The 25,942-nt window shown below is 39.3% G+C and carries 24 protein-coding genes; 12 read left to right on the plus strand and 12 right to left on the minus strand.

Annotated elements, in window-relative coordinates:
• Positions 1–12: 12 nt before the first annotated feature.
• Positions 13–546, minus strand: a complete 534-nt coding sequence (smrB, locus tag PVK70_RS11705; protein ID WP_130048706.1) for an endonuclease SmrB — start codon at positions 544–546, stop codon at positions 13–15.
• 52 nt (positions 547–598) lie between these two features.
• On the opposite strand from smrB, the gene prmB reads away from it, so the two are divergent.
• Together prmB and aroC are read left to right on the plus strand one after the other, a co-directional pair.
• Positions 599–1,531, plus strand: a complete 933-nt coding sequence (prmB, locus tag PVK70_RS11710) for a 50S ribosomal protein L3 N(5)-glutamine methyltransferase (RefSeq protein ID WP_130048707.1) — start codon at positions 599–601, stop codon at positions 1,529–1,531.
• Positions 1,532–2,131: 600 nt separating this feature from the next.
• Positions 2,132–3,217 (plus strand): chorismate synthase, encoded by a 1,086-nt coding sequence (gene aroC, locus PVK70_RS11715; RefSeq protein ID WP_130048708.1) that lies wholly within the window; start codon positions 2,132–2,134, stop codon positions 3,215–3,217.
• A gap of 347 nt (positions 3,218–3,564) precedes the next feature.
• Here aroC and PVK70_RS11720 read toward each other — a convergent pair whose 3' ends face one another.
• Positions 3,565–4,203: a trimeric intracellular cation channel family protein gene (locus tag PVK70_RS11720; protein WP_130048710.1), complete on the minus strand. Its 639-nt coding sequence runs from the start codon at positions 4,201–4,203 to the stop codon at positions 3,565–3,567.
• A 105-nt stretch (positions 4,204–4,308) separates the two neighbouring features.
• Entirely contained in the window at positions 4,309–4,842 is a 534-nt protein-coding gene (locus PVK70_RS11725) for an MgtC/SapB family protein (RefSeq protein WP_130048712.1), read from the minus strand.
• A 173-nt stretch (positions 4,843–5,015) separates the two neighbouring features.
• Between PVK70_RS11725 and PVK70_RS11730 the strand changes: the two genes are divergently transcribed.
• Together PVK70_RS11730 and PVK70_RS11735 are read left to right on the plus strand one after the other, a co-directional pair.
• Positions 5,016–5,546 carry an elongation factor P hydroxylase gene (locus PVK70_RS11730; protein ID WP_130048714.1) on the plus strand — a complete coding sequence of 177 codons (531 nt, stop codon included), beginning with the start codon at positions 5,016–5,018 and terminating at the stop codon, positions 5,544–5,546.
• 7 nt (positions 5,547–5,553) lie between these two features.
• Positions 5,554–5,814 carry a YfcL family protein gene (locus tag PVK70_RS11735; protein ID WP_130048715.1) on the plus strand — a complete coding sequence of 87 codons (261 nt, stop codon included), beginning with the start codon at positions 5,554–5,556 and terminating at the stop codon, positions 5,812–5,814.
• A 71-nt stretch (positions 5,815–5,885) separates the two neighbouring features.
• Here PVK70_RS11735 and PVK70_RS11740 read toward each other — a convergent pair whose 3' ends face one another.
• The gene (locus tag PVK70_RS11740; protein WP_130048716.1) at positions 5,886–6,311 is read right to left on the minus strand and encodes an HIT domain-containing protein; all 426 of its coding nucleotides are present in this window, start codon (positions 6,309–6,311) and stop codon (positions 5,886–5,888) included.
• A gap of 78 nt (positions 6,312–6,389) precedes the next feature.
• On the opposite strand from PVK70_RS11740, the gene lpxM reads away from it, so the two are divergent.
• A complete protein-coding gene (gene lpxM / locus PVK70_RS11745) occupies positions 6,390–7,331 on the plus strand; it encodes a lauroyl-Kdo(2)-lipid IV(A) myristoyltransferase (protein WP_130048718.1) in 942 nt (313 codons plus the stop codon).
• Between the two features lie 414 nt (positions 7,332–7,745).
• A complete protein-coding gene (gene clcA, locus PVK70_RS11750) occupies positions 7,746–9,182 on the plus strand; it encodes a H(+)/Cl(-) exchange transporter ClcA (protein ID WP_130048719.1) in 1,437 nt (478 codons plus the stop codon).
• 91 nt (positions 9,183–9,273) lie between these two features.
• Here clcA and rlmA read toward each other — a convergent pair whose 3' ends face one another.
• Positions 9,274–10,086: a 23S rRNA (guanine(745)-N(1))-methyltransferase gene (rlmA, locus tag PVK70_RS11755; protein ID WP_130048721.1), complete on the minus strand. Its 813-nt coding sequence runs from the start codon at positions 10,084–10,086 to the stop codon at positions 9,274–9,276.
• Between the two features lie 506 nt (positions 10,087–10,592).
• Between rlmA and PVK70_RS11760 the strand changes: the two genes are divergently transcribed.
• Entirely contained in the window at positions 10,593–11,651 is a 1,059-nt protein-coding gene (locus tag PVK70_RS11760; RefSeq protein WP_130048723.1) for a porin, read from the plus strand.
• 216 nt (positions 11,652–11,867) lie between these two features.
• Here the strand turns inward: PVK70_RS11760 and PVK70_RS11765 are convergent, their stop codons facing one another.
• Both PVK70_RS11765 and PVK70_RS11770 read right to left on the minus strand, forming a co-directional pair.
• Complete coding sequence (locus tag PVK70_RS11765) at positions 11,868–12,368, minus strand: YfbU family protein (RefSeq protein WP_130044192.1); 501 nt, start codon at positions 12,366–12,368, stop codon at positions 11,868–11,870.
• 103 nt (positions 12,369–12,471) lie between these two features.
• Entirely contained in the window at positions 12,472–14,226 is a 1,755-nt protein-coding gene (locus PVK70_RS11770; RefSeq protein WP_130048724.1) for a formate--tetrahydrofolate ligase, read from the minus strand.
• Between the two features lie 215 nt (positions 14,227–14,441).
• On the opposite strand from PVK70_RS11770, the gene PVK70_RS11775 reads away from it, so the two are divergent.
• From PVK70_RS11775 to PVK70_RS11790, 4 genes are read left to right on the plus strand one after another with little or no spacing between them, the layout of a single operon-like run.
• Complete coding sequence (locus tag PVK70_RS11775) at positions 14,442–16,043, plus strand: ATP-binding protein (RefSeq protein WP_130048726.1); 1,602 nt, start codon at positions 14,442–14,444, stop codon at positions 16,041–16,043.
• A gap of 43 nt (positions 16,044–16,086) precedes the next feature.
• Complete coding sequence (locus tag PVK70_RS11780; protein ID WP_130048728.1) at positions 16,087–16,761, plus strand: response regulator; 675 nt, start codon at positions 16,087–16,089, stop codon at positions 16,759–16,761.
• A 26-nt stretch (positions 16,762–16,787) separates the two neighbouring features.
• Positions 16,788–17,258: a Cys-tRNA(Pro) deacylase gene (ybaK, locus tag PVK70_RS11785; RefSeq protein WP_130048730.1), complete on the plus strand. Its 471-nt coding sequence runs from the start codon at positions 16,788–16,790 to the stop codon at positions 17,256–17,258.
• Positions 17,259–17,278: 20 nt separating this feature from the next.
• A complete protein-coding gene (locus PVK70_RS11790; RefSeq protein ID WP_130048732.1) occupies positions 17,279–18,163 on the plus strand; it encodes a patatin-like phospholipase family protein in 885 nt (294 codons plus the stop codon).
• 90 nt (positions 18,164–18,253) lie between these two features.
• Here PVK70_RS11790 and PVK70_RS11795 read toward each other — a convergent pair whose 3' ends face one another.
• From PVK70_RS11795 to PVK70_RS11815, 5 genes are all read right to left on the minus strand, one after another.
• Positions 18,254–19,450, minus strand: coding sequence for a DEAD/DEAH box helicase (locus PVK70_RS11795; protein ID WP_130048734.1), 1,197 nt, complete (start codon positions 19,448–19,450; stop codon positions 18,254–18,256).
• Between the two features lie 123 nt (positions 19,451–19,573).
• Positions 19,574–21,100: a tripartite tricarboxylate transporter permease gene (locus PVK70_RS11800; protein WP_130048736.1), complete on the minus strand. Its 1,527-nt coding sequence runs from the start codon at positions 21,098–21,100 to the stop codon at positions 19,574–19,576.
• A 16-nt stretch (positions 21,101–21,116) separates the two neighbouring features.
• Positions 21,117–21,617, minus strand: a complete 501-nt coding sequence (locus tag PVK70_RS11805; protein WP_130048744.1) for a tripartite tricarboxylate transporter TctB family protein — start codon at positions 21,615–21,617, stop codon at positions 21,117–21,119.
• A 125-nt stretch (positions 21,618–21,742) separates the two neighbouring features.
• A complete protein-coding gene (locus tag PVK70_RS11810) occupies positions 21,743–22,720 on the minus strand; it encodes a tripartite tricarboxylate transporter substrate binding protein (protein ID WP_130048738.1) in 978 nt (325 codons plus the stop codon).
• A gap of 293 nt (positions 22,721–23,013) precedes the next feature.
• On the minus strand, positions 23,014–25,107 hold the full coding sequence (locus tag PVK70_RS11815; protein ID WP_274441495.1) for a methyl-accepting chemotaxis protein: 2,094 nt from the start codon (positions 25,105–25,107) through the stop codon (positions 23,014–23,016).
• 307 nt (positions 25,108–25,414) lie between these two features.
• On the opposite strand from PVK70_RS11815, the gene PVK70_RS11820 reads away from it, so the two are divergent.
• On the plus strand, positions 25,415–25,843 hold the full coding sequence (locus PVK70_RS11820) for a hypothetical protein (RefSeq protein WP_130049191.1): 429 nt from the start codon (positions 25,415–25,417) through the stop codon (positions 25,841–25,843).
• The last annotated feature ends 99 nt before the right edge of the window (positions 25,844–25,942 follow it).

Genomic DNA, 25,942 nt, shown 5'->3' on the forward strand with positions numbered 1-25,942 from the left:
GGGATCTTTTTTTTATCTATCAGGAATAGACAGTAAAACTAATATGGCACCTGCACCACCAAACTCTAAAGGCGCTTGGTGAAATGCCATCACATCTGGGTGTTGAGCTAGCCACAAAGGCACTTTTTGTTTAAGAATATGTTTTCCTATTCCGTGCATAACACTGGCACAAGAAATATTCTCTTTTAAACAATAAGCAATCATTGAACCGAGTTCGCGTTTTGCTTCATCCTGTTTCATTCCATGCATATCTAAAAAGACATCAGGGACATACACACCGCGACGTAATCGCTTCACTTCGTATTTTGATACGTCATCACGGGCATAACGAACAGGTCCATCTTCATTGAGAAGCGGTACAAATTCGTCAGAAAAGAAAAACTCTTCATTTTTCCCTTCTTTTAATGACTTTCTTTGCTGTTGTTGTTCGCTAAAGTTCTTACTCGGTTGATGGATTATGGTATCCTGTTGCAACTTTTTAGAGCCTTGTACTGCTTCACGGAACAGCGAAAGTTCGTCATCTGATAGGTGGTCGTTTTTGCTCATTTTTAAATTCCAATAATTAACAGCAGTATTATAACTTGTTTTGGGGGCAATTTTGGATAAGATTTTTGTAGAAGAGGCCGTTTCTGAGCTTCATACGTTACAAGATATGTTACGTTGGACGGTAAGCCGCTTTAATGCTGCGGGTCTTTTTTATGGTCACGGTACAGATAATGCATGGGATGAAGCGGTTCAACTTGTGCTTCCTACGCTGTATTTACCTATTGATGTACCTGCTCATGTACGTGAATCTCGTTTAACATCAACAGAGCGCCTACGTATTGTTGAGCGTGTCGTTCGCCGTATTAATGAGCGTATCCCTACTGCTTATTTGACTAATAAAGCGTGGTTTTGTGGTCTTGAGTTTTTTGTTGATGAGCGCGTTCTTGTGCCTCGCTCACCAATTGCTGAATTGATTGAAACGCAATTTGAACCATGGTTAACCGAAGATCCAACACGTATTATGGATCTATGTACGGGCAGTGGTTGTATTGCTATTGCGTGTGCTCATGCGTTCCCAAATGCAGAAGTAGATGCAATTGATATTTCTACTGATGCGTTAATGGTTGCAGAGCAAAACGTTCAAGACCATGGCATGGAGCAGCAAGTGTTCCCAATGCGTTCTGATCTGTTGCGTGATATTCCAAAAGATCAGTATAACTTCATTGTTTCTAACCCACCGTATGTGGATGAAGAAGACATGAACAGTTTACCTGAAGAATTTGAGCACGAACCTGAGTTAGGTTTGGCTGCTGGTAGTGATGGACTGAAATTAGTTCGTCGTATTCTAGCTAATGCACCAGATTACTTAATGGATAATGGTTTCTTGATTTGTGAAGTAGGTAACTCTATGGTCCACATGATGGAACAATACCCAGAAATTCCATTCACTTGGATTGAGTTTGCAGAAGGTGGACACGGTGTGTTCATGCTAACTAAACAGCAGCTTCTAGATTGTGCTGAAGAGTTTGCTCTATACCGCGATTAAGTCACTAAATCCGACGTATTACAATAAGCCTGATGTTTGCATCGGGCTTTTTTATATCTCTTTACTTTGTGACATTGCAAAATCAAGTCGATTACGAAGGTTTTGTTGTTTTTCGCTGATGTTATTTTTACGTAATGCTTTTCTTACTAGACGAAGTAGTTTCATTTTCTTCTCTTAATCGTTAATGATATTTAGTAATTAGCAGGAATAATGCCAACTATTTATTGCTATCCTTACGTTAAAATCCTCATCCATGCATTGCTTTTTTTATCAACACTTTATGTCTTATTTTTAGTTTCTGGCTCATTAATGAGCCAAGTGTTAATTATACGTTGTGATATGAATAACAGTAAAGAGGTATTTTTGTAAAATGAGGGTTTTATCCGTTAAGTTTTTTTTGGATTAAGGTCACAAATTGCCGCTTTTGATTTTTTAAATTGTTTTTACGGCAAAAAAAATCACATCTAAGAAAAAGAGAGCGCTCACTAATTTAGAGAGAAACCATTATTAGGGGCTTTACTCTGCTTTAGATTCAAGCCAATATGGATTGATTAAAGTTATGCTATTTATAGCCAATCAACAATATTTACAGAGGAAGTAATGGCAGGAAATTCTATTGGACAACATTTTCGAGTAACAACGTTTGGTGAAAGTCATGGCTTGGCTTTGGGCTGTATTGTGGATGGCTGCCCTCCTGGTCTAGAGTTGAGTGAAGCGGATCTGCAAATCGATTTAGATCGTCGTAAGCCGGGTACTTCAAAATACACGACTCAACGTCGTGAAGCGGATGAAGTAAAAATTCTATCAGGTGTATTTGAAGGAAAAACTACAGGAACCTCAATTGGATTATTGATTGAGAACACCGATCAACGTTCTAAAGATTATTCTGAGATTAAAGATAAGTTCCGTCCGGGACACGCAGATTACACCTACCATCAGAAATATGGACAACGAGACTACCGTGGTGGTGGCCGTTCTTCTGCTCGTGAAACGGCAATGCGTGTTGCAGCAGGTGCTGTTGCTAAAAAATATTTGAAACAAGAATTTGGTATTGAAATTCGTGCTTACCTATCACAAATGGGTGAAGTAGCGATTGATTCAGTTGATTGGAATGAAATCGAGAATAATGCGTTTTTCTGTCCTGATGCAAGCAAGGTAGAGGCCTTTGATGAGCTTATTCGTAAGCTAAAGAAAGAGGGAGATTCTATTGGCGCTAAAATTACCGTGGTCGCACAAGGTGTGCCGGTAGGGTTAGGTGAGCCTGTTTTTGATCGTTTAGATGCGGATGTTGCTCACGCTTTGATGGGTATTAATGCCGTAAAAGGGGTTGAGATTGGTGATGGTTTTGACGTTGTACAGCAGCGCGGTTCAGAGCATCGTGATCCATTAACACCTGAAGGCTTTAGCTCAAATCATGCTGGTGGTATTTTGGGTGGTATTTCATCTGGACAAGATATTGTGGCGCACATTGCCCTTAAACCAACGTCTAGTATTACGGTTCCAGGTGAAACGATAACTCGCAGCGGTGAAAAAACAGAATTGATTACTAAAGGCCGTCATGATCCTTGTGTTGGTATTCGAGCAGTGCCTATTGCTGAAGCTATGCTAGCGATAGTGGTTATGGACCATTTAGTTCGTCATCGTGGTCAAAATTTTGGTGTACAAACAGAAACACCAAAGATTTAGTGGCAGGAGATAGGGACTAGTTTTTAGGGACGAGTTATACCAATCTACATAAGTATTTGATCATTCTTGCTTGTTAAAATTGATTATATCTGCGTTATAAATTTTGTAATTAGATCCACTAGTTACTGTAATTTATGCCTTGCTCTAATCGATTTTTCCTACGCAATTATCTGAACAACTACTTATCCAGAATGGTATTAAGAGCGGAAGAATCTTCCTCTACTATTAATAGACACAAATAAAAAGAGCCAGATTGAAGTTACATTCGATCTGGCTCTTTCTGTTTGTATTTGATATTTAGCTCTTCCTAGCCCCTAATATCTCGTCCCTAGTCTCTTTAACATTCATCACTTCTTAACGCTTTCTGGCTGATCTTCGGTAATATCTAAATGAAACACGGGTAAACACCAACCAAATTTTACTGCGGCCATACGAGCAGAAAAACCAATAACAATAGTCGCAATCGTTGTGATTAATTCATCAACACCAAAGTGAAGTAATCCGATGTATAGCACAGCGGATAGTAATGAAATTGAAGCATATAATTCTTTATGCAATACCATTGGCATCTGGCGACAGAAGAGATCACGCAGTAACCCACCAAACACGCCTGTTACAATGGCAGAAACAACGCATATTAGTGGGTGAAGGCCCATATCTAATGCGACTTGTGAGCCAATAATACTAAAAACAATTAAACCAATAGCATCTAAAAATACAAAGAAGCGATGGTTTTTGGCTACCCATGGGCCGATCCATGTTGTTAATACGCCGGCAATGCAGGTAATCACAAGGAATTGTGGGTTTTTCACCCAACCAACAGGGTAGTGACCAAGAAGAATATCACGAACAGTACCACCGCCAATTGCTGTTGCACTGGCAACTAACATTACGCCAAACCAATCCATTTTTTTCTTACCAGCGGCTAATGCACCTGTCATTGCTTCAGCTGTGATCCCAATAATATAAAGAATTGTTAATAACATTTTCTAATACCGTGTCATATCATAATGGTCAAATAATAGGACGAGAATTTTATGGGATTAAACGAATAATGACGAATGAAAAAAACTATTCCGACATTTTTCAGATTAGTTTTTTTTATGCATTTTATCGAGACTATGAGCCCTTGGTTTATGAGTTCTAATATTGAGTATTTTTTGATGCACGCCGCGACGAAGGCTTTTGAATGAATTTTCAAGCTTATCAATACCGAGTAAAACAAAAAGAGCTAATAAAGTGATAATGACTGATTGCTGAATGTATCCTAATGCAATCATCATCCCTAATGCTGCTAACACCCAAATAATGGCCGCAGAGGTTACGCCATGAATTTTACCATCTAAAGTCATCATTACTCCTGCGCCAAGAAAACCAATTCCTGTAATAATTTGGCCTAGTACTCGAGCGTGATCCAGAGAGTTTACAGATAGGGACATTGCCATCGCTAAGAAAAAGTAAGTACCTGAAATAATTAGAATAGAGGTTCTTATTCCTACAGGTTTGCCTCGAGTTTGCCGTTCAACGCCAATTAACAAACCATTGAAAGCACAAGCGGCAATAGCAGACCAAGAAAAAGGCCCTAAATCCAGTAATTGAGCAAGTTGTAAAGTGATGTCATTCACAGGTGGTGAAACTCCAATCTAAAGGGGAAGAGATAATTTTGGAGAGTATCAGTTCACTCTTTTGACAGATAATGAATAATTTTGAGAAGGAGGATAAAAAAAATTTATCTAGATAGGCCTTTAGTATGTGGTGAGGTAGAATACGCTTCTATTATTATTGCTAAGCCTGTTGTATGCCTCACCAATATCAAGATTTAATTACTGTTTTTAATGCTACTTTTTCTGATTCGTTTAATACCAAGCTAGAACTGGGTGGTGATGAACCCATTTACCTACCAGCGGATAGTGAATTTAATTATCACCGTATTATTTTTGCGCGTGGTTTTTATCAATCAGGCATGCATGAAATTGCCCATTGGTGTGTTGCTGGCCCTGATCGTCGTCTATTGGAAGATTTTGGTTACTGGTATGAGCCTGATGGTCGAACAGAGCAAGTTCAATCAGAGTTTGAAAAAGTAGAGATCCGTCCTCAAGCCTATGAATGGATATTATCATTAAGTGCTGGGTTAAAATTTAATGTGAGTTGTGACAACTTAAATGGCGATTTTGAGCCAGATCGTTTAGCATTCATGGCTAAAGTACATAATGAAGTGATGAGCATTTTAGATAATGGATTACCTCCACGCGTAGAGGCATTATCCAACGCATTACGTGAGTTTTATCAAATAGCCCCACTTACCAAAGAACAATTTATTGTCCAATAGGAAAAAGATGATCATTGAATTTGAAGAAAAAATGCTTGAACTGATTGATGCTCGAATTGAAACTGCATCAGATGATGAGCTGTTTGCTGGTGGCTACTTACGTGGACACATTTCATTATCAGTTGCTAAGTGCGAAGAACAAGAAGTTGCTGATCTTGAGATACTAAAAGCACATATCAATGAAAGTCTTGAAGCCGCTAAATCTGAGTTATCTCCTGCTGATCGTATTATTGTAGCTGATCTATGGAATGAGCTTCAAAACGCATAATGTAAATAAGCAAAAATAAATGAAAAAGGCAGTTCTGAAGAGAGCTGCCTTTTTTATGGTGAGTAAAATCGTTATTGCTTAAATCCAGCCAATGCTCTTAATTTATCTCGAAGTAGATCCACCAATTGAGTTTGATCTGACTGTGCTCTAATCTCCCCATTAGTATTTCCCCAGACTGGACCTGGCCATGCGATATCAGTGATAAAGCGTGCAATATGGTGAATGTGCAACTGAGGAACTAAGTTACCTAGTGCTCCAATATTAATTTTATCTGGTGTGAAGTTATCTTCGAGCAGTTGAGCAACCGAACTTGATTCTTGAATAAATTGAATTTGTTGCTCTGGGGTCATATGGTGAATTTCTTTTAAGTCTTCAATTCGAGGAACTAAAATCACCCAAGGGCCGATGTTTTCTTTAATGAGTAAAACAGAACATAACGGAAGATTGCCCAAAAAGATGCAATCTTGTTGCAAACGGGGGTGTAATTGAAAAGCCATTTGTATTTCCTTGGTTTCTATCAGCAATGCTTTGTTATATCATAATCGGTTCATAATAAAGAATAAGTGAAGCAATTCATGAGTGAAAAAGTCGATAAAAACGTTTATAACCCCACTTTTCAATGGGCATTTCTTCATCCTAAGTATTGGCCAACATGGTTAGGGATCGGATTTGCTATTATTTTGGCTTTTATTCCATTTCGATTACGCGATAAGTTAGCCGCTAGTATCGTTAAGTTAGTACTTAAAAAGCCAAGTGGTGGTATTAAGCGAGCTAAGTTGAATATTGCGACTTGTTTTCCTGAAAAATCAGAAGAAGAACAGAAAAAATTGCTTGAAGATACCTATATTACAGGTGCTCAGGTGATGCTTGGTTTTTCTGAGTTGCTTGTTCGTAGTCGTAAGCATAATGAAGGACGCGGGATTTTTGTTGGTGCAGAGAATCTATTCCCTCTGCTTGAGCAAAAAGAAAATATTATTATTTTAGCGCCGCATGCTTGGGCTATTGATTTCCCTGCCATTCTTTTGGCTTCTCGTGGCTATCAGGTAACAACCATGATGAAACCTCAAAAGAACCCAATAACGGATTGGTTAATGCATGTTCAGCGTATGCAATATGGCGGTAAGATTTATGCTCGTAGCGCGGGGATCAAACCATTAATCAAAGCGATTAAAGAAGGCTACTTAGCGTATTACTTACCTGATGAAGATCATGGTCCACAAAACAGTGTATTTGTCCCTTTCTTTGCTACACAAAAAGCAACGTTAAAAGGGTTTGGTAAACTGGCTCGTTTATCAAAAGCAAAAGTGGTTCCAATGTTGCCATCGTATAATGCAGAAACTGGGCAGTTTGAGATCATTACATTACCAGCGATTGCGGATTTTCCATCAGGAGATGAAGAGACCGATGCTCGTGCAATGAATATTGCTATTGAACAGCTGGTTACTGAGCGTCCTGAGCAATACATGTGGGTGTTAAACTTACTGCGTTCTAGACCTGACGGTAGTCGTTTATATTAACAATTAGTTATTCAATGTGTTTTTAAGCCCGTAGAATTTACCGTTCTACGGGTTTTTTATTTTAATGAACTTTGTAACGAAAAATGAAGAAGTGATTTATTTGATTTATATCAAAAGTCGATCTTGGTCATTTAATCAATCTAAGTTTTTGTAAATGGTTAGGGTCTATCCGTTGCCGAAGCGTATAATTATTTGTGTTCTTATTTTAATACCAATCACAGTAAGTAAATGATCAGAAATAGCGCAGGTAAAATGCTTGAGAACAAGGCGAAATTTTTTGATCAGTAGTTATTCTACAATCAAAAATTTCAACGCGGTTATCGAGCATTTTAACCAGCTAGGATGAGCAGTTATTTACTACGATTGGTATAATTACGCTGCCAATGCTCTTTACGTGCTAAGTTGATACGATAAATGCCAAAATCACCCAATTTTCGTTTTTTTCAAGGTGGGATGCTAAAGCATCGTACTACGCCAAAATTTCTAACCACACAAACTGATTATTATGCGCTGCTTTTCTTATCGGCATTGGTTGGCGGTATTGCCGGATCTGTCGTCGCTTTATTTGAAGCCTCAATTCGATTGATCAGTGAACAACGTCTCAACTTCATTCATTCATTTCCTTATTCTGAGTATTTAGCGCCTGTTGCTGCGGTATTAGCGGGGGCTGCGATGGCTGCTGCTGGCTTTTGGCTTACTTTTCGATTTGCACCAGAGACTGCGGGTAGTGGGATCCCTCATATTGAAGGGGCTCTTGATGGCACTCAAGAGATCCGTTGGGCTCGTGTATTGCCGATTAAATTTATTGCAGGCACATTAACGATTGGTTCAGGAATGGTGCTTGGCCGTGAAGGGCCATCAATTCAAATTGGTGGTGCTGTTGGTAGAATGATCGCATGTAAAGGTAAACGATTCAGTCACTCTTCTCATATATTAACAGCAGCAGGGGCGGCGGCAGGTTTAGCTGCGGCATTTAACGCGCCTCTTGCTGGCATTTTGTTTGTGGTTGAAGAGATGCGTCCTCAGTTTCGTTATAACATCACTTCAATAAAGTGTGTGACATTAGCCACAGCGGTAGCAACGATAGTGATGCGTTCTTTACATGGACAAGAAGCATTTTTAACGATTCCAAGTTTTGATGTCCCGCCATTACGTTCACTGATTCTTTTTGCCATTTTGGGGATTATCTTTGGCATTATTGGGGTGAACTTTAATAAATGGATTTTAAAAGGAACGAGTAAGGTTAAAGACTACCACCAAAATAAATTGTCTCGCATTGTGCTTATGGGCGCAGCGTTTGGCGGTACTTTTGCTTTGTTGCATTTAGTGGCTCCTAAACTATCTGGCAGTGGGATGGAAATCATTACTGAGATGTTTTATAGCCCAATGGCATGGATGATCATGGTTGGTTTCTTTGTACTACGAGTGATTGTTACCGTTGCTTGTTTTTCATCAGGTGCCCCGGGAGGAATTTTTGCCCCAATGTTAGCGCTAGGTACCTTACTTGGTTTATCTTATGGTGTGGTAATGTCAGCATGGTTTCCCGGTTGGATATCAAATCCCGGAGTTTATGCTATCGCAGGGATGGGAGCATTGTTTGCCGCTACAGTAAGAGCTCCTGTGACTGGTGTTATCCTTGTGGTTGAAATGACGAATAATTATCAGTTGATCTTACCGCTATTAGTGACAACACTTGGTGCGACGTTTATTGCTCAAGCATTGGGCGGGCAACCGTTATATTCTGCACTTTTAAAACAGTCTTTATTGAAAGATAAAGAGTTGAGGGCGGAGGAGAGTGGGTTACAGAAGGTTGATCAAAGTATTGCTAATGCGAATACAGAAAATAAGTAATTTCACTTCCAAGAATTATCACCTAATGAGTAACATAGGTATAACCATCTGAATTTTCATCTTTCAGATGGTTATAATAATGATAAACAGACTATGCTTTTTTATACACTCTAATCATAAAATCCGCTTTACAATCAAATTCTGACTTTTCTTGCAGCTCAGTTTTAAAGTCAGCTGTTGCTTTCCAAGCAAATGGTGTCATATCTAATAAATGCAATGCTTCTAAGCCGTTCAAGCGCATATCGTAAGTTAATTTTTTCTCTTCAATAAGTTCAAAGTCAGTAAGAGCTTCTGCTGTTTCATCATGCAGGCGAACTTCACCATACACTCCTTCACGAAGTTCGTATAAATGATGGCTGGCTGGTGTAACGGTAATTAGATAGCCGCCATTTTTAATTGCGCGGTGTAATTCTTCTGCTTTACATGGTGCATAAATACGAACAACAGCATCTAGGCTTTGATCAGGGAAGGGCAAACGATGGCTAGAGGCAACGCTAAATTGGCAATTTAGATAACGCTTGGCTGCGAACTTAATCGCGACTTTTGAAATATCTAATCCATAGACATTAGCATTTTCACTATGTAAATATTCTGCAATTTTTGAGGTGTAATAGCCCTCACCACAACCAATATCAAGTAGGCTTGCTTCATCATTGGTCACATATTTTTGGCATAACTCGGCAACGTGTTGTTGCATAGGCTGATAATGTCCAGCTTCTAAAAAAGCACGCCTAGCTTGCATCATCTCTTTATTATCACCTGGATTTTTAGAACGCTTGTGATGAGCTGGCATTAGGTTTACATAACCTTCTTTTGCGTTGTCAAACTGATGGTTGTTTTCACAACGGTATTGATTGTTGGCAAAGCGCAACTCGTGTTGGCATAAAGGGCACTGATAAAACATAACCACACCTGAAATTAGATTGAGGCAGCAGTGTACTTCTTCATTTATCTAATAAAAAGAGCCAGCAGTGAAAATAATATCGGTCTATTTATTTTTTGTCTCAAAATTAATAATGCGACCCACTTCAAATACAGTACCTAATAGAAACTAACAAGACCTTTTTTGTTCTCTATCTAGAGTGATCTAGATCTCTTTGTTTGTTAATTAGAGCAGCGAAAAATGTGATCTGACTTGGAGCTAATCGCAATAGTTATAAATTATAAAATGAAGTAATTCCGTTAACTCATTGTTATAAATTGATTTATGTTTTTTTATGTAGGCCGTTTTTGAAGTTGATCATAGTTTATTTGGTCTTTATTTTTCAGGGCGAATTAATAAGGCATGATTCATCTCAACGGATTTAGAGAAACATTTAAACGGATTACAAAAATTTTAGAGTTTGGTCTTAATAAGATTGATGGTCTCAATTAAAGAACTAAACCAATTTAAATATATAGGGCGATTTTATGAAAAAGACACTTTTAGCACTAGCAGTACCGGCACTTCTAATGGCTGGTTCTGCAACAGCAGCAACGGTTTATACTGCAGAAGATGGTTCAACAATTGATATGTATAGCCGTTTAGGTTTTAACATAACTGACCGTGGCGAAGAAGATGCTGTAGGTAATTTTGATGCTCGTATCGGTCTTGGTGGTTCTCAAGTTGTTAATGATCAAGTATCTGTAATTGGTTGGGCTGAATATTCAGTAAACGCTGCTGAATCTCGTGGTGATGGTGGTTTAGACCCTCGTTATGTTTGGGCTGGTATTGATGCTTCAGAAGCGGGTAAAGTAACCTTTGGTCGTGTAGCATCTGGTATCATCATGCTTTCTGATGTAGGTGATGTATTTGCGGCATCTGATGTATTAATTGGTCGTCAGCTTGAACTTGTTGATAATTCAGCAGCTCAAACCTTCCGTCAAGATGGCACACTTCAATACCAAAACAGCTTTGGTGCATTTGACATGTCTGTTGCTTACATTTTGGGTAACTCAGAATCAGATCAAGATGGTTCTTATAATGCAGTGGGTCGTTACACATTTGATATGGGTGATGCAGGACAGTTAATTCCTATCGTAGCTTATCAGGCTAACAGTACTGGTGAAAATGCAGAAGCTGCTGATGGTACTTCAATGGCTGATCGAGATTACACATTCTGGGGTGCAGGTGTTCAATATAAGTTAAATGCATTAACTCTTGGTGCAATGTATAACCAAGATGAGATTAAAGGTGCATATGCTGGAACATCAAAAGATAAGAGCTACGAATTAACAGCTGTATATAATATTAATGATGATTGGACTGCTCGTGCTGGTTACCGCGCATTAGAAAACACCGGTGGTGATGAAGCAGAATACAAAGATACAACGCTAGAAGTTCAATATCACTTAACAGCTCGCTCTTCTATTTACACAAGTTATGTGATGCGTAATGGTGATAACGGAACAGGTAACACAAATATCTGGTCTGGCTGGAACGATGCAGAAGAAGATTACTACCACTTAGGTCTTCGCTATGAATTCTAATCTGACCAACAATATTGATATTGCTTTAAATCTATAAGGGTGGATTCTTAGTTAACTATCAATCAGGTTAGAAAGCCAAAATCCTCACTGATCCGTCAGTGGGGATTTTTTCTTTTAGATAAAAAGGTAAAAATAGTAAATTGCAGGCATAAAAAATCCCCGCTAGTGCGAGGATTTTAAATAGAATTTTTATGCTTTCACTTATTTATATAGAAATTAAGCGTTAAAAATTTGCGCTAATTCAGTAGAGCATAGGTGGTATTGACGTGGACAGTTACGCCATGTCGTTAGCATACGACGGTATTTATCCATCATCGGCATTTGGCTGTTAAAGTGGTGATCGGCTTTATCAAACTGAGGGTATAAACCTTCAGAGCTTGTTAAGAAGCGAACGTAATTTACTTGTTGTGCTTCTGTAGCTACATCAAACCCTAAGAACTGAAGGCGACGAGCATCAACCTTTGCCTGACACTCAGGTACTAGCATGTTGTAAGACTCTTGCATTGCATGGTACATCTCCATGAAATCAATGATCTCACGACATTCTGCTTCTGTAATACAACCAAAATCTTTATCCAGTTCGCGGATCTGCAGTTCATAACCACGCTCAACAATTAACTGTTGGCGTTGGTATTTTGCTGCATTAGCAGGATCCATCTGTGACATTAAATAATACTGGTTTGAAAGAATTAAGCGTTGAGCATTTGTCATATCCATCAGGATAACCTCAAAAATTATAAGTAAAATTGTATAAAAAGTTGAAGCTAGATTAACAGTAAATGTAGCACATAGAATATGATCTATATTAAGTTATGTGATCTTAGCTGAGTCCGATGATGTTTCCGTCTGTATCAATGTCTAAATTCATAAAAGCAGGCTTTTCAGGTAAGCCAGGCATGGTCATCACATTGCCACACAATGCGTATATAAATCCAGCACCGGCACACAGTTTTAATTCACGAATAGGTACAATGAAATCGGTCGGTGCGCCTTTAATGTTGCCATCGGTAGAAATAGAAGCGGGCGTTTTTGCCATACAAACAGCCAAAGATTGGTAACCTAATTGCTCAAACTGTTCTAATTGCTGCTGTGCTTTTTCTGATAATTCGATTCGTTCTGCACCGTAACCTTTTATTGCAACGGCATTTAACTTATCAAATAAGCTCATGTCACTTGTGTATAGTGGGGTAAATTGAGTGGTTTTTTTGCAAGCCGCGATAACTTTTGAAGCGAGCTCTTTTGCGCCTTCACCACCTTTTACGAATGCTTCACTGATAGAGACATCGACATTCGTTTCTGATGCTTGTGCTGAAATCCATTGTTGTAAGAAATCCAACTCTTCTTGAGTATCTTCAGGGAAACGGTTAATGGCTACAACAACAGGAAGACCGTATTTAGCACAGTTACTAATGTGCCATTGTAAATTCTCTAGCCCTGCATTTAAGGCTTCTTGGTTTGGAGTAAATAGAGCTTTAGGCAAAGCTTGACCTGGTGATAACGGGAATAGGCCTGAGTTCGCTTTTATACCTCGAAGCGTTGCAACAAGCACAGCACAATCAGGTGCTTTTCCTGCTAATGGTGCTTTAATGTTGCAGGCTTTCTCTAAACCCATATCTGAGCCAAAGCCACCTTCTGTAACGGTATAATCCGTTAGTTTTAAAGCGATATTATCTGCAATGATAGAAGAGTTACCATGGGCGATATTAGCAAAAGGACCCGAGTGAACAAAAGTAGGGACCCCTTCTAGCGTTTGCATCAAGGTTGGGTTAATAGCAAATTTCATGGTAACGGTCATTGCACCTGCGACTTGAAGATCTTCTGTAGTGATAGGTTCACCATCCAGGTTATAAGCCACGACAATACGGCCGATGCGTTGACGTAAGTCTTGAAGATCGGTTGCCAGTGCCAGAATAGCCATCAATTCAGAAGCGGCGGTAATATCAAAACCATCTTCACGTTCGTAACCATTAATGGCTTTTCCATCTTCATTTTTACCAATGGTCACCATACGAAGCGCACGATCGTTATGGTCCATTACTCGCTTCCAAACTACTCGGTTAGAGTCAATTCGTAATGCAGGAAGATCGTTCTTTTCAGAGAATAGTTCGTAACCTAGGCGTTGCTCATGATAGATACGAGCATCAATGGCCGCAGAAGCTAAATTATGTGCCGCGGTAATCGCATGAATATCACCAGTTAGGTGTAAATTTAATTCTTCCATCGGAGCTACTTGGCTATAACCACCACCTGCAGCACCACCTTTTACACCAAATACTGGTCCCATAGACGGCTGTCGGATACAGGCACTAACGGATTCCCCTAATTTTGCTAGACCTTGAGCCAATCCAATAGTTGTTACGGTTTTTCCTTCGCCAAGCGGTGTTGGAGTAATCGCACTAACAAGAATAAGCTTACCATTTGGTTTATCTTCAAGGTGTTTTAAGGCGTCAATATTGACTTTTGCTTTATAGCGACCTTGTGGGGTAATGTCATCATCATGCAGCCCTAAGTTTGACGCAATCGATTTCATTCTGGTAAGTGTCGCAGTTTGGCAAATTTCAATATCGCTTTTCATAGTAACGGGAACCTTTTAGGGAAGAGTTAAAAATGCTGAAAAGAAGCGCGCTTTTTATACCACAGAACTTAGGTGATATTGAATTAATTCCCTAGGTTTACTATGGAATAAATGGAAATATTTATTTGATGTGATCAAGAGTATGAACAAGGTTTAAGATTGGGTTAATGGGTTGTGATACTCTTTGTTTATCTATAGGGAAGAGTGAGGTGTGAATGTCTTGGCGTGATCTGAGTTTTCGACGTCGATTGTTAGCAGTAATGACCATTTCGGGTATCGGTAAATTACTCATTTTGTCTCTTTGTGCCTTTTTGTATATCAAGCACTGGGAATCTCAAGACAGTGGGGATAAAGCATTAGGGGTTGCTCGGTTTCTTGCTCAATCCCCGATCGTTATTTCAGCAGTAGAACAAAACGCACCGACATTAATTGAAGAAAAAATAGAGCGATTACGAACCTCTATTGGTGCTGCGTTTATCGTGGTTGGTAATAAAAAAGGAATACGTATTGCTCACCCAATTAAGGAGCGTATTGGAAAAGCGATGCAAGGTGGAGATAACCAACAAGCCTTACAGTTGGGAGAATCTTATATTTCCTATGCTAAAGGCTCTTTGGGCCATTCGGTGCGAGGTAAAACGCCAATTTTCGACCAGCAAGGCAATATTATCGGGGTGGTTTCTGTTGGTTATCTATTAACTACTATAGACAGCAAGGTATCTCATTTTCTTAGTTTCTTTCTTGGGATGGCGGTATTGGTGATTTTTGCTAATGCGATTATTGCCAACTTTATTGCAAGACGCTTTCAAAAGTCTATTTTTGGCTTTGAACCTGAAGCTTTTGGGCGTTTATACAAAGAGCAGCAAGTTACTTTGTCTACTCTACGTGAAGGCGTGTTAAGTATTGATGCCAATGGTAAGCTCAGATCTATCAATAAAAGTGCCTGTGACATATTAGGGATCGATCCTAAGCAATCTTTAAATCGGTTGTTTATTGAAGTGTTGCCAGACAGTGATTTAACTAAGCTTTTAGTAACACAGCAATCAGAACACGATATTGAACTGTTATTAAATGGTCAGGCTGTAATTGCAAATCGAGAGTTGATCAAAATGGATGGTGTCGTGATTGGCGCGGTATCCAGTTTTCGACGTAAAGATGAAATAAGTGAATTAACGACTCAGCTTTCTCAAGTCAAACAATATGCCGATTTATTGCGTTCACAAACTCATGAGCATCGAAATAAGTTAAATACAATTAGTGGGCTAATTCAGTTAGGAAAAATTGAAGAGGTGCAGCAGATCATTGGGCAAGAGAGTCAGCGTTATCAAAAACTGATTGAATTTTTACGAGAGAGTATCTCAGAGCCGATGATTGCGGGTGTCTTACTTGGTAAAAGTGAGCGCGCTAGAGAGCTTGGACTATTGCTTGATATTGAAGAAGGTACGCAATTAAGTGTGCTTCCTCTGCATATTCGAGCGGAGGATATGGTGACCATTATTGGAAATTTAATTGATAATGCATTTGAGGCAACGTTAAGTAAACCCATGGGGGATTTTGCACCTATCGTGGTGAGCATTACTGATTTTGGGCAAGAAGTTATTATTGAGGTTGAAGACAAAGGGTGTGGCCTACCACAGGCATTTACCTTTAAACAGTTGACTCAAAGAGGAGTATCAACAAAATCAGATAAAGGTCGTGGTGTTGGTTTGCATTTAATTCAGCAATTAGTGGATCATTATCGTGGGGAGTTTACGGTCAGAAGTGATGAAGGACAAGGCACATTGATGACTATTTATTTACCAAAAGAGTTACAGTCATAGAAAATCACTCTTATAAATATAAAAATGAACAAAAGGATATTGTGTGAGCAGTAAAATCAGCATTGTTATTGTCGAAGATGATATTGGTATTGCAGAAATACACCGTCGTAATCTCGAAAAAATTGATTCCGTCGAGGTGATTGGCATTGCTGCCAGTAAGGAAGAAGCGACTCTCTTGTTTGAGGTGCTAAATCCAGATTTGGTGTTATTGGACATTTATCTTCCTGATGGTAATGGCCTTGATATATTGCGTGAATTACGCCAGAAAGAGTCGTCCCCTGATGTAATATTAATTACCGCAGATAGAGATGTGAATACGCTGCAAGAAGCCATGCGTGGTGGTGTGGTAGATTATCTGCTAAAGCCTGTTATATTTAGTCGACTCGAAGAAGCAATTAATAAATATTTAAGCCAAAAGCAGCAATTTATTAATCGTGTTGATATTGATCAAAGCATGGTAGATGCAATGTTGCACTCTACTACAGCACCGTCAGTAGCAAGGCTGCCTAAAGGCATTGATGGCGTAACGTTAGAGAAAGTTCGCCAACTATTTAGCCATGAAAAACAGTTAACTGCAGATCAGGCTGGAGAGTTAATTGGGGCAAGTCGAACAACTGCTCGCCGTTATTTAGAATATTTGATTAGCTCTGGAGAATTAAGTGCCGACCTATCTTATGGCAGCGTTGGGCGACCAGAGCGAACATACTTTAAGGCATAGCCTATTTTTTAAGGTATTAACAACAAATGACACCAGCAACGAAATTATTAAAGAAAGCAAAAATAGATCACCAAGTGCTTGAGTACCATCATGATCCAAAAGCTCAAGCATATGGGTTAGAAGCGGCAGAAAAGTTGGGTTTGCCTCATGAAGAGGTATTTAAAACCTTAGTCGTTCAAGTGGATGAAAAAGAACTTGTTGTGGGCATTATTCCTGTTGCTGCTCATTTAAGCATGAAGTTAATCGCTAAAGCCGTTGGTGGAAAAAAAGCCAAAATGGCAGATCCCGCCTTAGTTCAAAAATCCACTGGATATGTGATGGGAGGCGTGAGTCCTCTTGGTCAGAAGAAACGATTGAAAACCGTGATCGATAATAGTGCTGAACAGTTTGAAACCATGTATGTCAGTGGTGGTAAAAGAGGGCTAGATATTGGCTTGGCTCCTAGTGCTTTACACCAAGTGTTAAACGCACAGTTTATGGATATTAAAGCAGAGTAATCATGGAAGGGAGAAGCCCTATGAAGAAAAAAACAGTATCGCTTGTTCTTGGAAGTGGTGGCGCGAGAGGTCTTGCTCATATCGGCGTGATCCGCTGGTTAGAAGAACATGATTTTGAGATTGTATCTGTCTCTGGTTGTTCTATTGGTACGGTTGTTGGTGGAGTGTACGCAGCAGGAAAACTGGATGAATTTGAAGATTGGATGCGAACCATTACCAAGCTTGATATTGTTTCTTTGATGGATTTTAACTGGGGAAAAGGCGGGCTTATTAAAGGCGAGAAAGTAATGAACCGTTTGAGTGACATTCTTGGTGATTTGCATATCGAAGATTTAGCCATTCCTTATACCGCGGTAGCGGCTGATATTAGTAACGAAAAAGAAGTATGGCTGCAAAAAGGATCGTTATTGCAAGCCATTCGAGCGTCTATCTCATTGCCTTTGTATCTAATGCCTATAGAGTTTAATGGAAAAACGTTAATTGATGGTGGTGTATTAAACCCAGTGCCGATTGCACCAACGTTTGGTGATCATTCGGATATCACTTTAGCGGTCAATTTAGCGGGTGAGATGACCCATAAACTTGATGATTTTGAAATTAATCAGGTGGATATTTCAGCACAAGAGCCTGAAGAAGAGATGCCATTTCACCGAAAAGTCAGTGACTATTTTGGTTCGTTAACCGCAAAAACTTCAAGAATTGACTTAGGAATGTATGATATTGCCAACCAAGCATTTGATGCAATGCAGAGCACCATTGCAAGACAAAAGTTGGCCGCTTACCCGCCTGATATTACGGTTGAAATAGCGCGAGACGCGTGCGGTACTTTTGAGTTCGAACGTACGGCAGAGATGATCGATTTAGGCTATGAGAGAGCGGAACATGCTTTAAAACATTTGCTATAAGTGAACAATCGATATAAAAACGCCCAAACTTATTATTAAGCTTGGGCGTTTTTTATTTATCTTAATAAAGATGAAAACGTGATTAAGCGATTACGCTTTTGATTCTGGTTTTCTTTTTGGCTTAAAGTTCAAAATAGAAATAGGCACTTCTTTACGTGGCGCAAACCCTTCAATTTCTTTACGTACAATTAAGTGGCCAAGACGTTTTTCAATCATACATAGATTCTTAAAATCGTCTTTAGAAACAAATGAGATAGCCTCACCTTTTGCTCCTGCACGGCCTGTACGACCAATACGGTGTACATAGTCATCTGCAGGGAAAGGTAGATCATAGTTTACTACGCGCGTTAGCTCATCAATATCAATACCACGAGCCGCAATACCAGTAGCAACTAAGTATTGTAATTTACCTTCTTTAAAGTCATTCAGCACTTTTGCTCGTGCTTCTTGGCTTCGGCCACTGTGGAAAGCTTCAGCTCGAATATCACGTTTCTCTAACTGGCTTACTAGCTTCGCTGCACCATGCTTTGTCTCAATAAAGATCAGCGCTTGGTCCCAATTGTTTTCTTTAATTAGGTGGCTCAGTAGTGCTGATTTTTTATCTTTATCTACCGTTGTTAGCCATTGGTCAATCTGTGGTGCAGAGGTCGTTTTTGGCGAAATAGTAATTTCAATTGGGTTATTTACCGCTGTTTTTGCTAAATAACGAACTTGATCAGACAGTGTTGCTGAGAACAGCATGTTTTGGCGATCTAATGGTAAGCGCTCAATGATTTTGTTGATGTCTTCAATAAAGCCCATATCTAACATACGGTCGGCTTCATCAAGAACTAAGATCTCAATCTCATCAAAATGAATTGCACGCTGTGTGTACATATCAAGCAAACGACCCGGCGTCGCAACCAAAACATCAACCCCTTCAATTAGGCGTTCTTTTTGGTTTTTATAATCAACACCGCCATACATAGCTAGTGATGAAATATCAATGTGCTTGCTGTACTTCTGAATGTTGTCTTCAACTTGAATTGCTAGCTCACGCGTTGGCGTTAAAATTAATGCACGAACACGTTTAGCTCGAACTTTAGTTTGATTTTCGCTGAGAATTTCTAAAATAGGTAATACAAAGCTAGCGGTTTTACCTGTACCTGTTTGTGCAGCAGCAATCAGGTTTTTTCCAGTAAGCGCAACGGGAATGGCTTTTTCTTGAATTGGCGTTGGGGCTTTATAACCCAGTTCGTCGATGGCTTTTAAAATTGGATCGCTTAACCCAAGTTTGGAAAATGGCATGTGAAATCTCAGATATATAAATAGAGGGCGATTGTAGCATGAAAAAAAGAAATGACAGCAGGGGAATAGGCATCAATGATCCTTTATCATTGGCGCCTATGTGTAGACGATTAAATTAATTGATTACGATTTTACCGCGAACTTAGGTCGGATAATTTTATTAACGAATGTCAGTACCATTGGAAGGATTAGTACGACGGCTGCGATTGCAGTAAAGGTAAAGGTAATTGGACGCTCCCATAAGAAACTTAACTCACCATCACTTATCATTAATGCTCGACGTAAGTTCTCTTCCATCATTCCACCCAAGATAAAGCCAAGTAATAAGGGGGCGAGGGGGAAGTTAGCTAGCCGAAGCGCAATAGCGACCATCGCAATTAAGATCATGATGAAAACATCAATTGTATTAAAAGAGACTAAATACACCCCTGTGATTGAGAAGAATAAAACCATTGGCATCAATACGGTTCTTGGTATCGCAAGCAATTTTGAGATGTATGGAATCAAGGGTAAATTTAGGATAACCAGAACGATATTACCAAAGTACATTGAGATAATAACCGACCAGAAAATATCAGGGTGATCAACAAACAATCTTGGACCTGGCTGAATACCGTAAGCAATAAGGGCACCTAGCATTATTGCTGTCGTACCTGAACCTGGAATACCAAGAGTCAGTAGTGGAACAAATGATCCACTTGATGCGGCGTTATTTGCTGATTCAGGGGCTACCAACCCACGAATACTGCCTTTACCAAATTCTTCTTTTTTCTCTTTTGGAGCTAGATTTCGCTCCATACCGTAACTTAAAAATGCAGCAATGGTTGCGCCAGCACCCGGTAGTACGCCCGTAAAAAAGCCTAAAATGGATGAGCGAATCGCAACAGGCGCCACCTCTTTTACTTCTTCTTTGGTTATTTTCATGCTACCAAGATCTGACATTTTACTCTGTTCATCATCACGAGTGTCTTGCTCTGGTTTTAGTATTCCCATTAAGGTTTCCCCTAATGCGAAAGTTGCCATTGCTAGTAATAAGAAGCTGAAACCATCCATTAAATCGGTTAATCCAAAGGTAAAGCGCTCAACGCCAACACCTTTATCGATACCAACGGTTGAAAGCATTAAGCCAAGTATGGTCATCATCCATGCTTTAACGACTTGGCCTTTACCTGCAAACGCAGCAACAGCGGATAAGCCTACTAACATTAGGGCAAAGTAATCGGAGGATTGAAAGCTTAACGACACTTTTGCTAGTGCTGGTGCAGCGATTAAAAGCATGATTGCAGAGAGTGTTCCGCCAGTAAAAGAGGAGTAGGCTGCAAGTGCGAGAGCTTTACCTGCTTGGCCTTTTTGTGCCATTGGATAACCATCAAAAGCGGTCACAACTGTTGACGAACAACCGGGAGCATTAATCAGTATTGACGAGGTTGACCCTCCAAAAACGGCACCGTAATAAACGCCTGCCATTAAGATCATGCCTGATGCAGGGTCAAGTCCGTAACTGATAGGGATCATTAAGGCAATGGCAGAGATAGGGCCAAGGCCTGGCAACATACCAATGAATGTACCCACAAAACAGCCGATCATAACCATCATTAAATTGGTTGGCATAATCGCTGTTGATAAGCCTGCTAAAATTCCATCTAACATAATTAAGTCCTAGGGTTTACCAAGCAAGAAAAAGATAACCAGGTTCTAGATAGATATCTAAACCTTTAGTAAGAAGTAACCAAAAGCCAGTAACAAATGGGAAAGAAGCACCAAACAATACTGGTTTTCGTCGCTCTCCTAATAAGTAGAAGCCTGAGAGCAGAAATAAGCTTGTTGCTAGTACAAAACCAAGCCAAGTTAATCCAATGCCATACAGCACCATTAAAGTGATAAAACCAAATAAGAGTTTCCAATTAAAACCTAAAACGGCACCACTTTTTTCATCGGGTTGAGCTGAAACAATCAGTATGAGTGAGAGAAAAATGCCAGCAAAAGTGAGCATATAAGGTAAGGTTCGAGCAGTGAAGGGTTCGTATTCATCGCCGGGAAATAAAGGAATCAAACTGGTTTGGTAGCCGTAGCAGAGGCAAACAAGTAGAAAAATGATAGCGCCAACACGGTCTCGGCATAGTAGAGAAGATCTAGAGTACGACATGAGTTCTCTCCATAAGTCCATTAAAGAAAGGTAGATTGAATCGGGTAAAGAAAGCTGCCTTGAACTAACGGTGCAAGGAGGATGTAGCAGGAACATTAATGAGTCATATCCGGGGAATCATTAATTATTCAAGACAGCTAAAGGTTTTACTTCAAGAAGCCAAGTTCACGCATTAGGTTACCCATTAGCAGTTCTTGCTCTTCAAGGAAGATATAAAAGTCTTTGTCTGCTTTGTAATTATCAATCCAACCATTACGGTCACGAACGACTGCCCATTGCTCTGTTTCATACATTTTATCAAAGGCTTCTCTGTACTCGTCGATTTTCGCTTGTGGCGTCCCAGGCGCTGCGAAGAAACCACGCCAGTTTGCAAAGACGGTGTCATTGCCGTATTCAGTTAGTGTTGGGATATCAGGTGCACTCTCTAAACGTTTTGGTGCTGTGATAGCCAGAATGCGAACTTGGCCACTTTTTGACATTTCAAGCACTTCACCTAGACCTGTTGAAAGCAGAGGTGTCTCCCCTGACAGTAAGGCAGCCATGGCTTTACCACCGGCATCATAAGCAATGTAACGTACTTTTCTTGCATCAAATCCTTCGCCTTTAAAAGCAGCCGCCGCAACAAGGTGATCCATGCTGCCTCGTGCTGAACCACCGGCAATTTTCACTGAGCGAGGATCTTTTTCAAAATCAGCAACGACTTGTTCCCAGCTTGTGTATTTAGAGTCTTTATTTACAACAATCGCTCCGTAATCGGCGATGGTTGCCGCAATAGGCGTTAGATCACGGAATGATTGTGGGAAAATACCACTGAGAGAACGGATAACGATAGGTGTAGAGTTAACCATTAAAGTGTCTGGTTGGCGTTCTGCTGTTTCGATTAAATGTGCAATGGCTTTACCGCCGCCGCCGCCAGAAAGGTTCTGGTATGACGCTTGCTCAATTATGTCTGATTTAAGCAATACATCACCGGTACCACGAGCAGTCATATCCCAACCACCTCCAGCACCACCAGGAATGATGAAGTGAATTTTTTCAAGTTCGGCCGCTATTGCTGAGCCTGATAGTGCAAAAGAGGCTGCAATTATTGAAGCCGTGAACTGTTTTTTAAATGAAGTAAGCATGAATAACATTTCCTTATGGTTCAAATCTCTCTGTAATTATCTTGTGAGATCTGATTGTAGAGTGAGCAACCTCTTTGGGTTGTTGTCGTTCTAGGTACATACTGCTTTTTCTTAGTTGTTGCGTAAATGTTAAGTGCTTGGGTTGTTTTTGACTAGATAGAGAAGATAATGGCTATTTAGAACATAAAATGAATTTTGTTCATAAAGTTCACGTTACTTTTTGATAAAGAAAAAGCCATGCAATCGTTAAAAAAACATGGCTTAGGTAGGTTAAGACTTAGTATTGTTTAAACTTACTGAGTTTTAAAAGCGCTTAACTTCTGAGTTAATGAGTGGCTCTCTTTTGTTAGCTCAGCAGTATCATTTAATGAGTTATGCATATCTGTAAGCACTTCGTTAGCGGCTTCGTTAATGCTTGTCACATTACGATTGATCTCTTCAGAGACTGAACTTTGTTCCTCTGCCGCTGAAGCAATTTGATTATTCATATCATTTGCAACAAGAATAGCAGAGCTGATCTCTTGTAAGTTCTGTTGTGCAATTAACGTTTCTTCTCTTGTAGCTAATGCTTGTTTTTGACTGCTGTCCATTACCGTCACAATGCTTTGAGTATTTTGTTGTAGTATCACAAGCATACTATTAATTTCTTGAGTTGAGCTTTGAGTACGGCTAGCTAGGTTACGAACTTCATCAGCAACAACTGCGAATCCACGTCCTTGCTCACCAGCACGAGCGGCTTCAATTGCAGCATTTAATGCCAGTAGATTTGTTTGTTCAGCAATGCCACCGATTTCAAGCAGGATTTTTTGGATATCATTACTTGATGCGGCTAAGTTAACCACTTGCTCTTGAGCTTCATTAATAAACGATGCCAATTCTTCTACGGAAGCTGCTGCATTATTCATGATCTTTTGACCATCTTCACTGCTTGCTTGTATTTGACTTGCCGCTGTCGCAGCTTGTAATGCTGACGATGCTACTTCTTGAGCTGTTGCGCTCATCTCATTAATTGCCGTTGCTAATTGTGTTACTTCATTAACTTGACTTTGAAGCTTTATTTGTGATTTTTCTGTTTCTGTCATGGTATTTGCCGATGACTGAGAAACTAACTCTGCGGTTTCTTTTGCATTGTGCAGTGTATTTTGAATCTTCTCAATAAAGGTAGTAAACCAGAACGCCAATTGGCCGATTTCATCTTTAGAGGCAACATTAATACGTTGCGTTAAATCACCATCGCCTTGAGCAATATTTTCAAAGTGGTTGGTTAGATTAATAAGTGTTGTTCCGATACTTTTGGCAATAAAGAAAATCAGTACGATGCCAATGATAGATGACATTAGGCCACTTAATAAGCCATTAGAAAGTGCTTGTTGGCTTAGCTCATTACTAAAGTGATTAAAATCAGTAATTTCTTGTTGTAGCACTTCAGTTGGTATAGATACCATGACAATCCATGGCTTTGCGCCCGTATTGATTGTAGAAATAGCGGTTTTAAAATGGCCTATATTTTTTAGAAAAGAGGCGTTGTTGCGTGATTCTTGTTGGATATCATTCCAATGATTTGCAAAATCATCTTTTACTTTTTCGCCAACTAGATTTTCATCTTGGCTAAAAGAAAGTAAGCGACCCTCCCAAGAGGCAATAGAAACTACAGCTCCAGGGATCCCAATGGTGTCTGCTGCTTGTTTACTAATAGCTTGAAAACTTTTGATGGACCAATCATAACCAAGAGATCCGACTATTTTGTTATTTGATCGTAATGGCAGGCTAATTGTCGTGATTAGCTCTTGGTTGCCTCTTACATTGTAATAATACGGCTCCATTACAAAGCTGTTACCTGTTTCAAAAGGCGTTAAATGCCATTCATCAATACGCTCACCATTATCATTTAGTGACGTATTTTTAAAACTCTCCATTCCAAGAGCTTCAAAACTTGTGTCTGTCGGTGAGAAGAAGGGAGCAAGGACACCTTGTTTGTTAAGCGCTTTTTGAGTTAATTCAGAATCATCATAATTAAATCGGCTGTGCTCCCACACCATAAAGCCCGCAAAAACACTGTCATTTTGATTTTTTAATGAAGATGTAAATTGTCTAATTAGAAGCTCGGCATCTGCATTTGTATCATTTGATAACTCTAAAACTGATTTGAGTTGTTTTAAGTTGCTGATTACAGGGAAAAAAAGCCCATTAAGTTCTGCGCTTTGTTGATTGGCAATGGAGAGTAACTTATAGTCAATGTTATCTGAAAGCTGTGAGGATACATGCTCCGTGATGTCTTTATTAACTTTATCATAAGAAATAGTAGTAAAAAACATGGCGGTACTTAGCGTAATAAATATCGCAATTCCGGCACTAACAGCAATTCGAGTTTTGATGGATTTAAACATGATTTTTTAAATAATAAGTAAGGTTGTGTAATATATAGCGGCATTAAGTCAAATGTCATTAAGGTATTTTGTTGTTTATAGTTTGAAATAACTATTTTATGTAAGTGAAGGTAATTTATATGAATGTAATAGATTGCCTATATTTATATCATTCATATTTTTTCGTATTACTATGTATATATTATGTGTGTATATTAAGTAATAATTTATTTAATGTGCTTTTATATATATAAAATAATGAATACTTCTCTAATGGCTTTCTGTTATTCTTATGCGGTTATAGTAACTATTTTATAGTGAGAAAAAAATGAACAAAAAATTATTAGCTCCTTTATTGTTTTCTGTGGTTTTAATGGGGTGTGACGACGCAAGTGAAGCGATTGATAAAGCACAAGAGGCTGCAAATAAAGCCGTAGATATGGCTCAAGAAAAGCTAGAGTCAGTAGATCTAGAAGCGATTAATATTGAACAATTTGGTGATGCTGCAAGCTCTGTATCTGAGCTTGCAGAGTCAATTGATGAAGCGTTAAATGCGGATTACAGTAACCCTGAAGCTCTAGTTGAAATTCAAGAGCATATTGCTAACGCATACAGTTGTTTAGTGGAGGCGTCATCAGAATCAAGTGCTGAGAAATTAGTAAATAAAGTGATGTCGACGATTTCAAACCAAGAAGCGCAGAGCTTGATTGAGAAGGGCATTGAAAGCGCAAAAGAAATGCAAGCGTGTGTGATGTGATTCTATTTATTTTATAAGTATTAATGATGTAAAAAAGCCCTGTATAACGCTCTATGAGTGTGATACAAGGCTTTTTATTGCTGGTTACTCTTTATAAAC

It is taken from the genome of Aliivibrio sp. A6 (genome assembly GCF_028765505.1).
In the GTDB taxonomy this organism is placed as follows: domain Bacteria; phylum Pseudomonadota; class Gammaproteobacteria; order Enterobacterales; family Vibrionaceae; genus Aliivibrio; species Aliivibrio finisterrensis_A.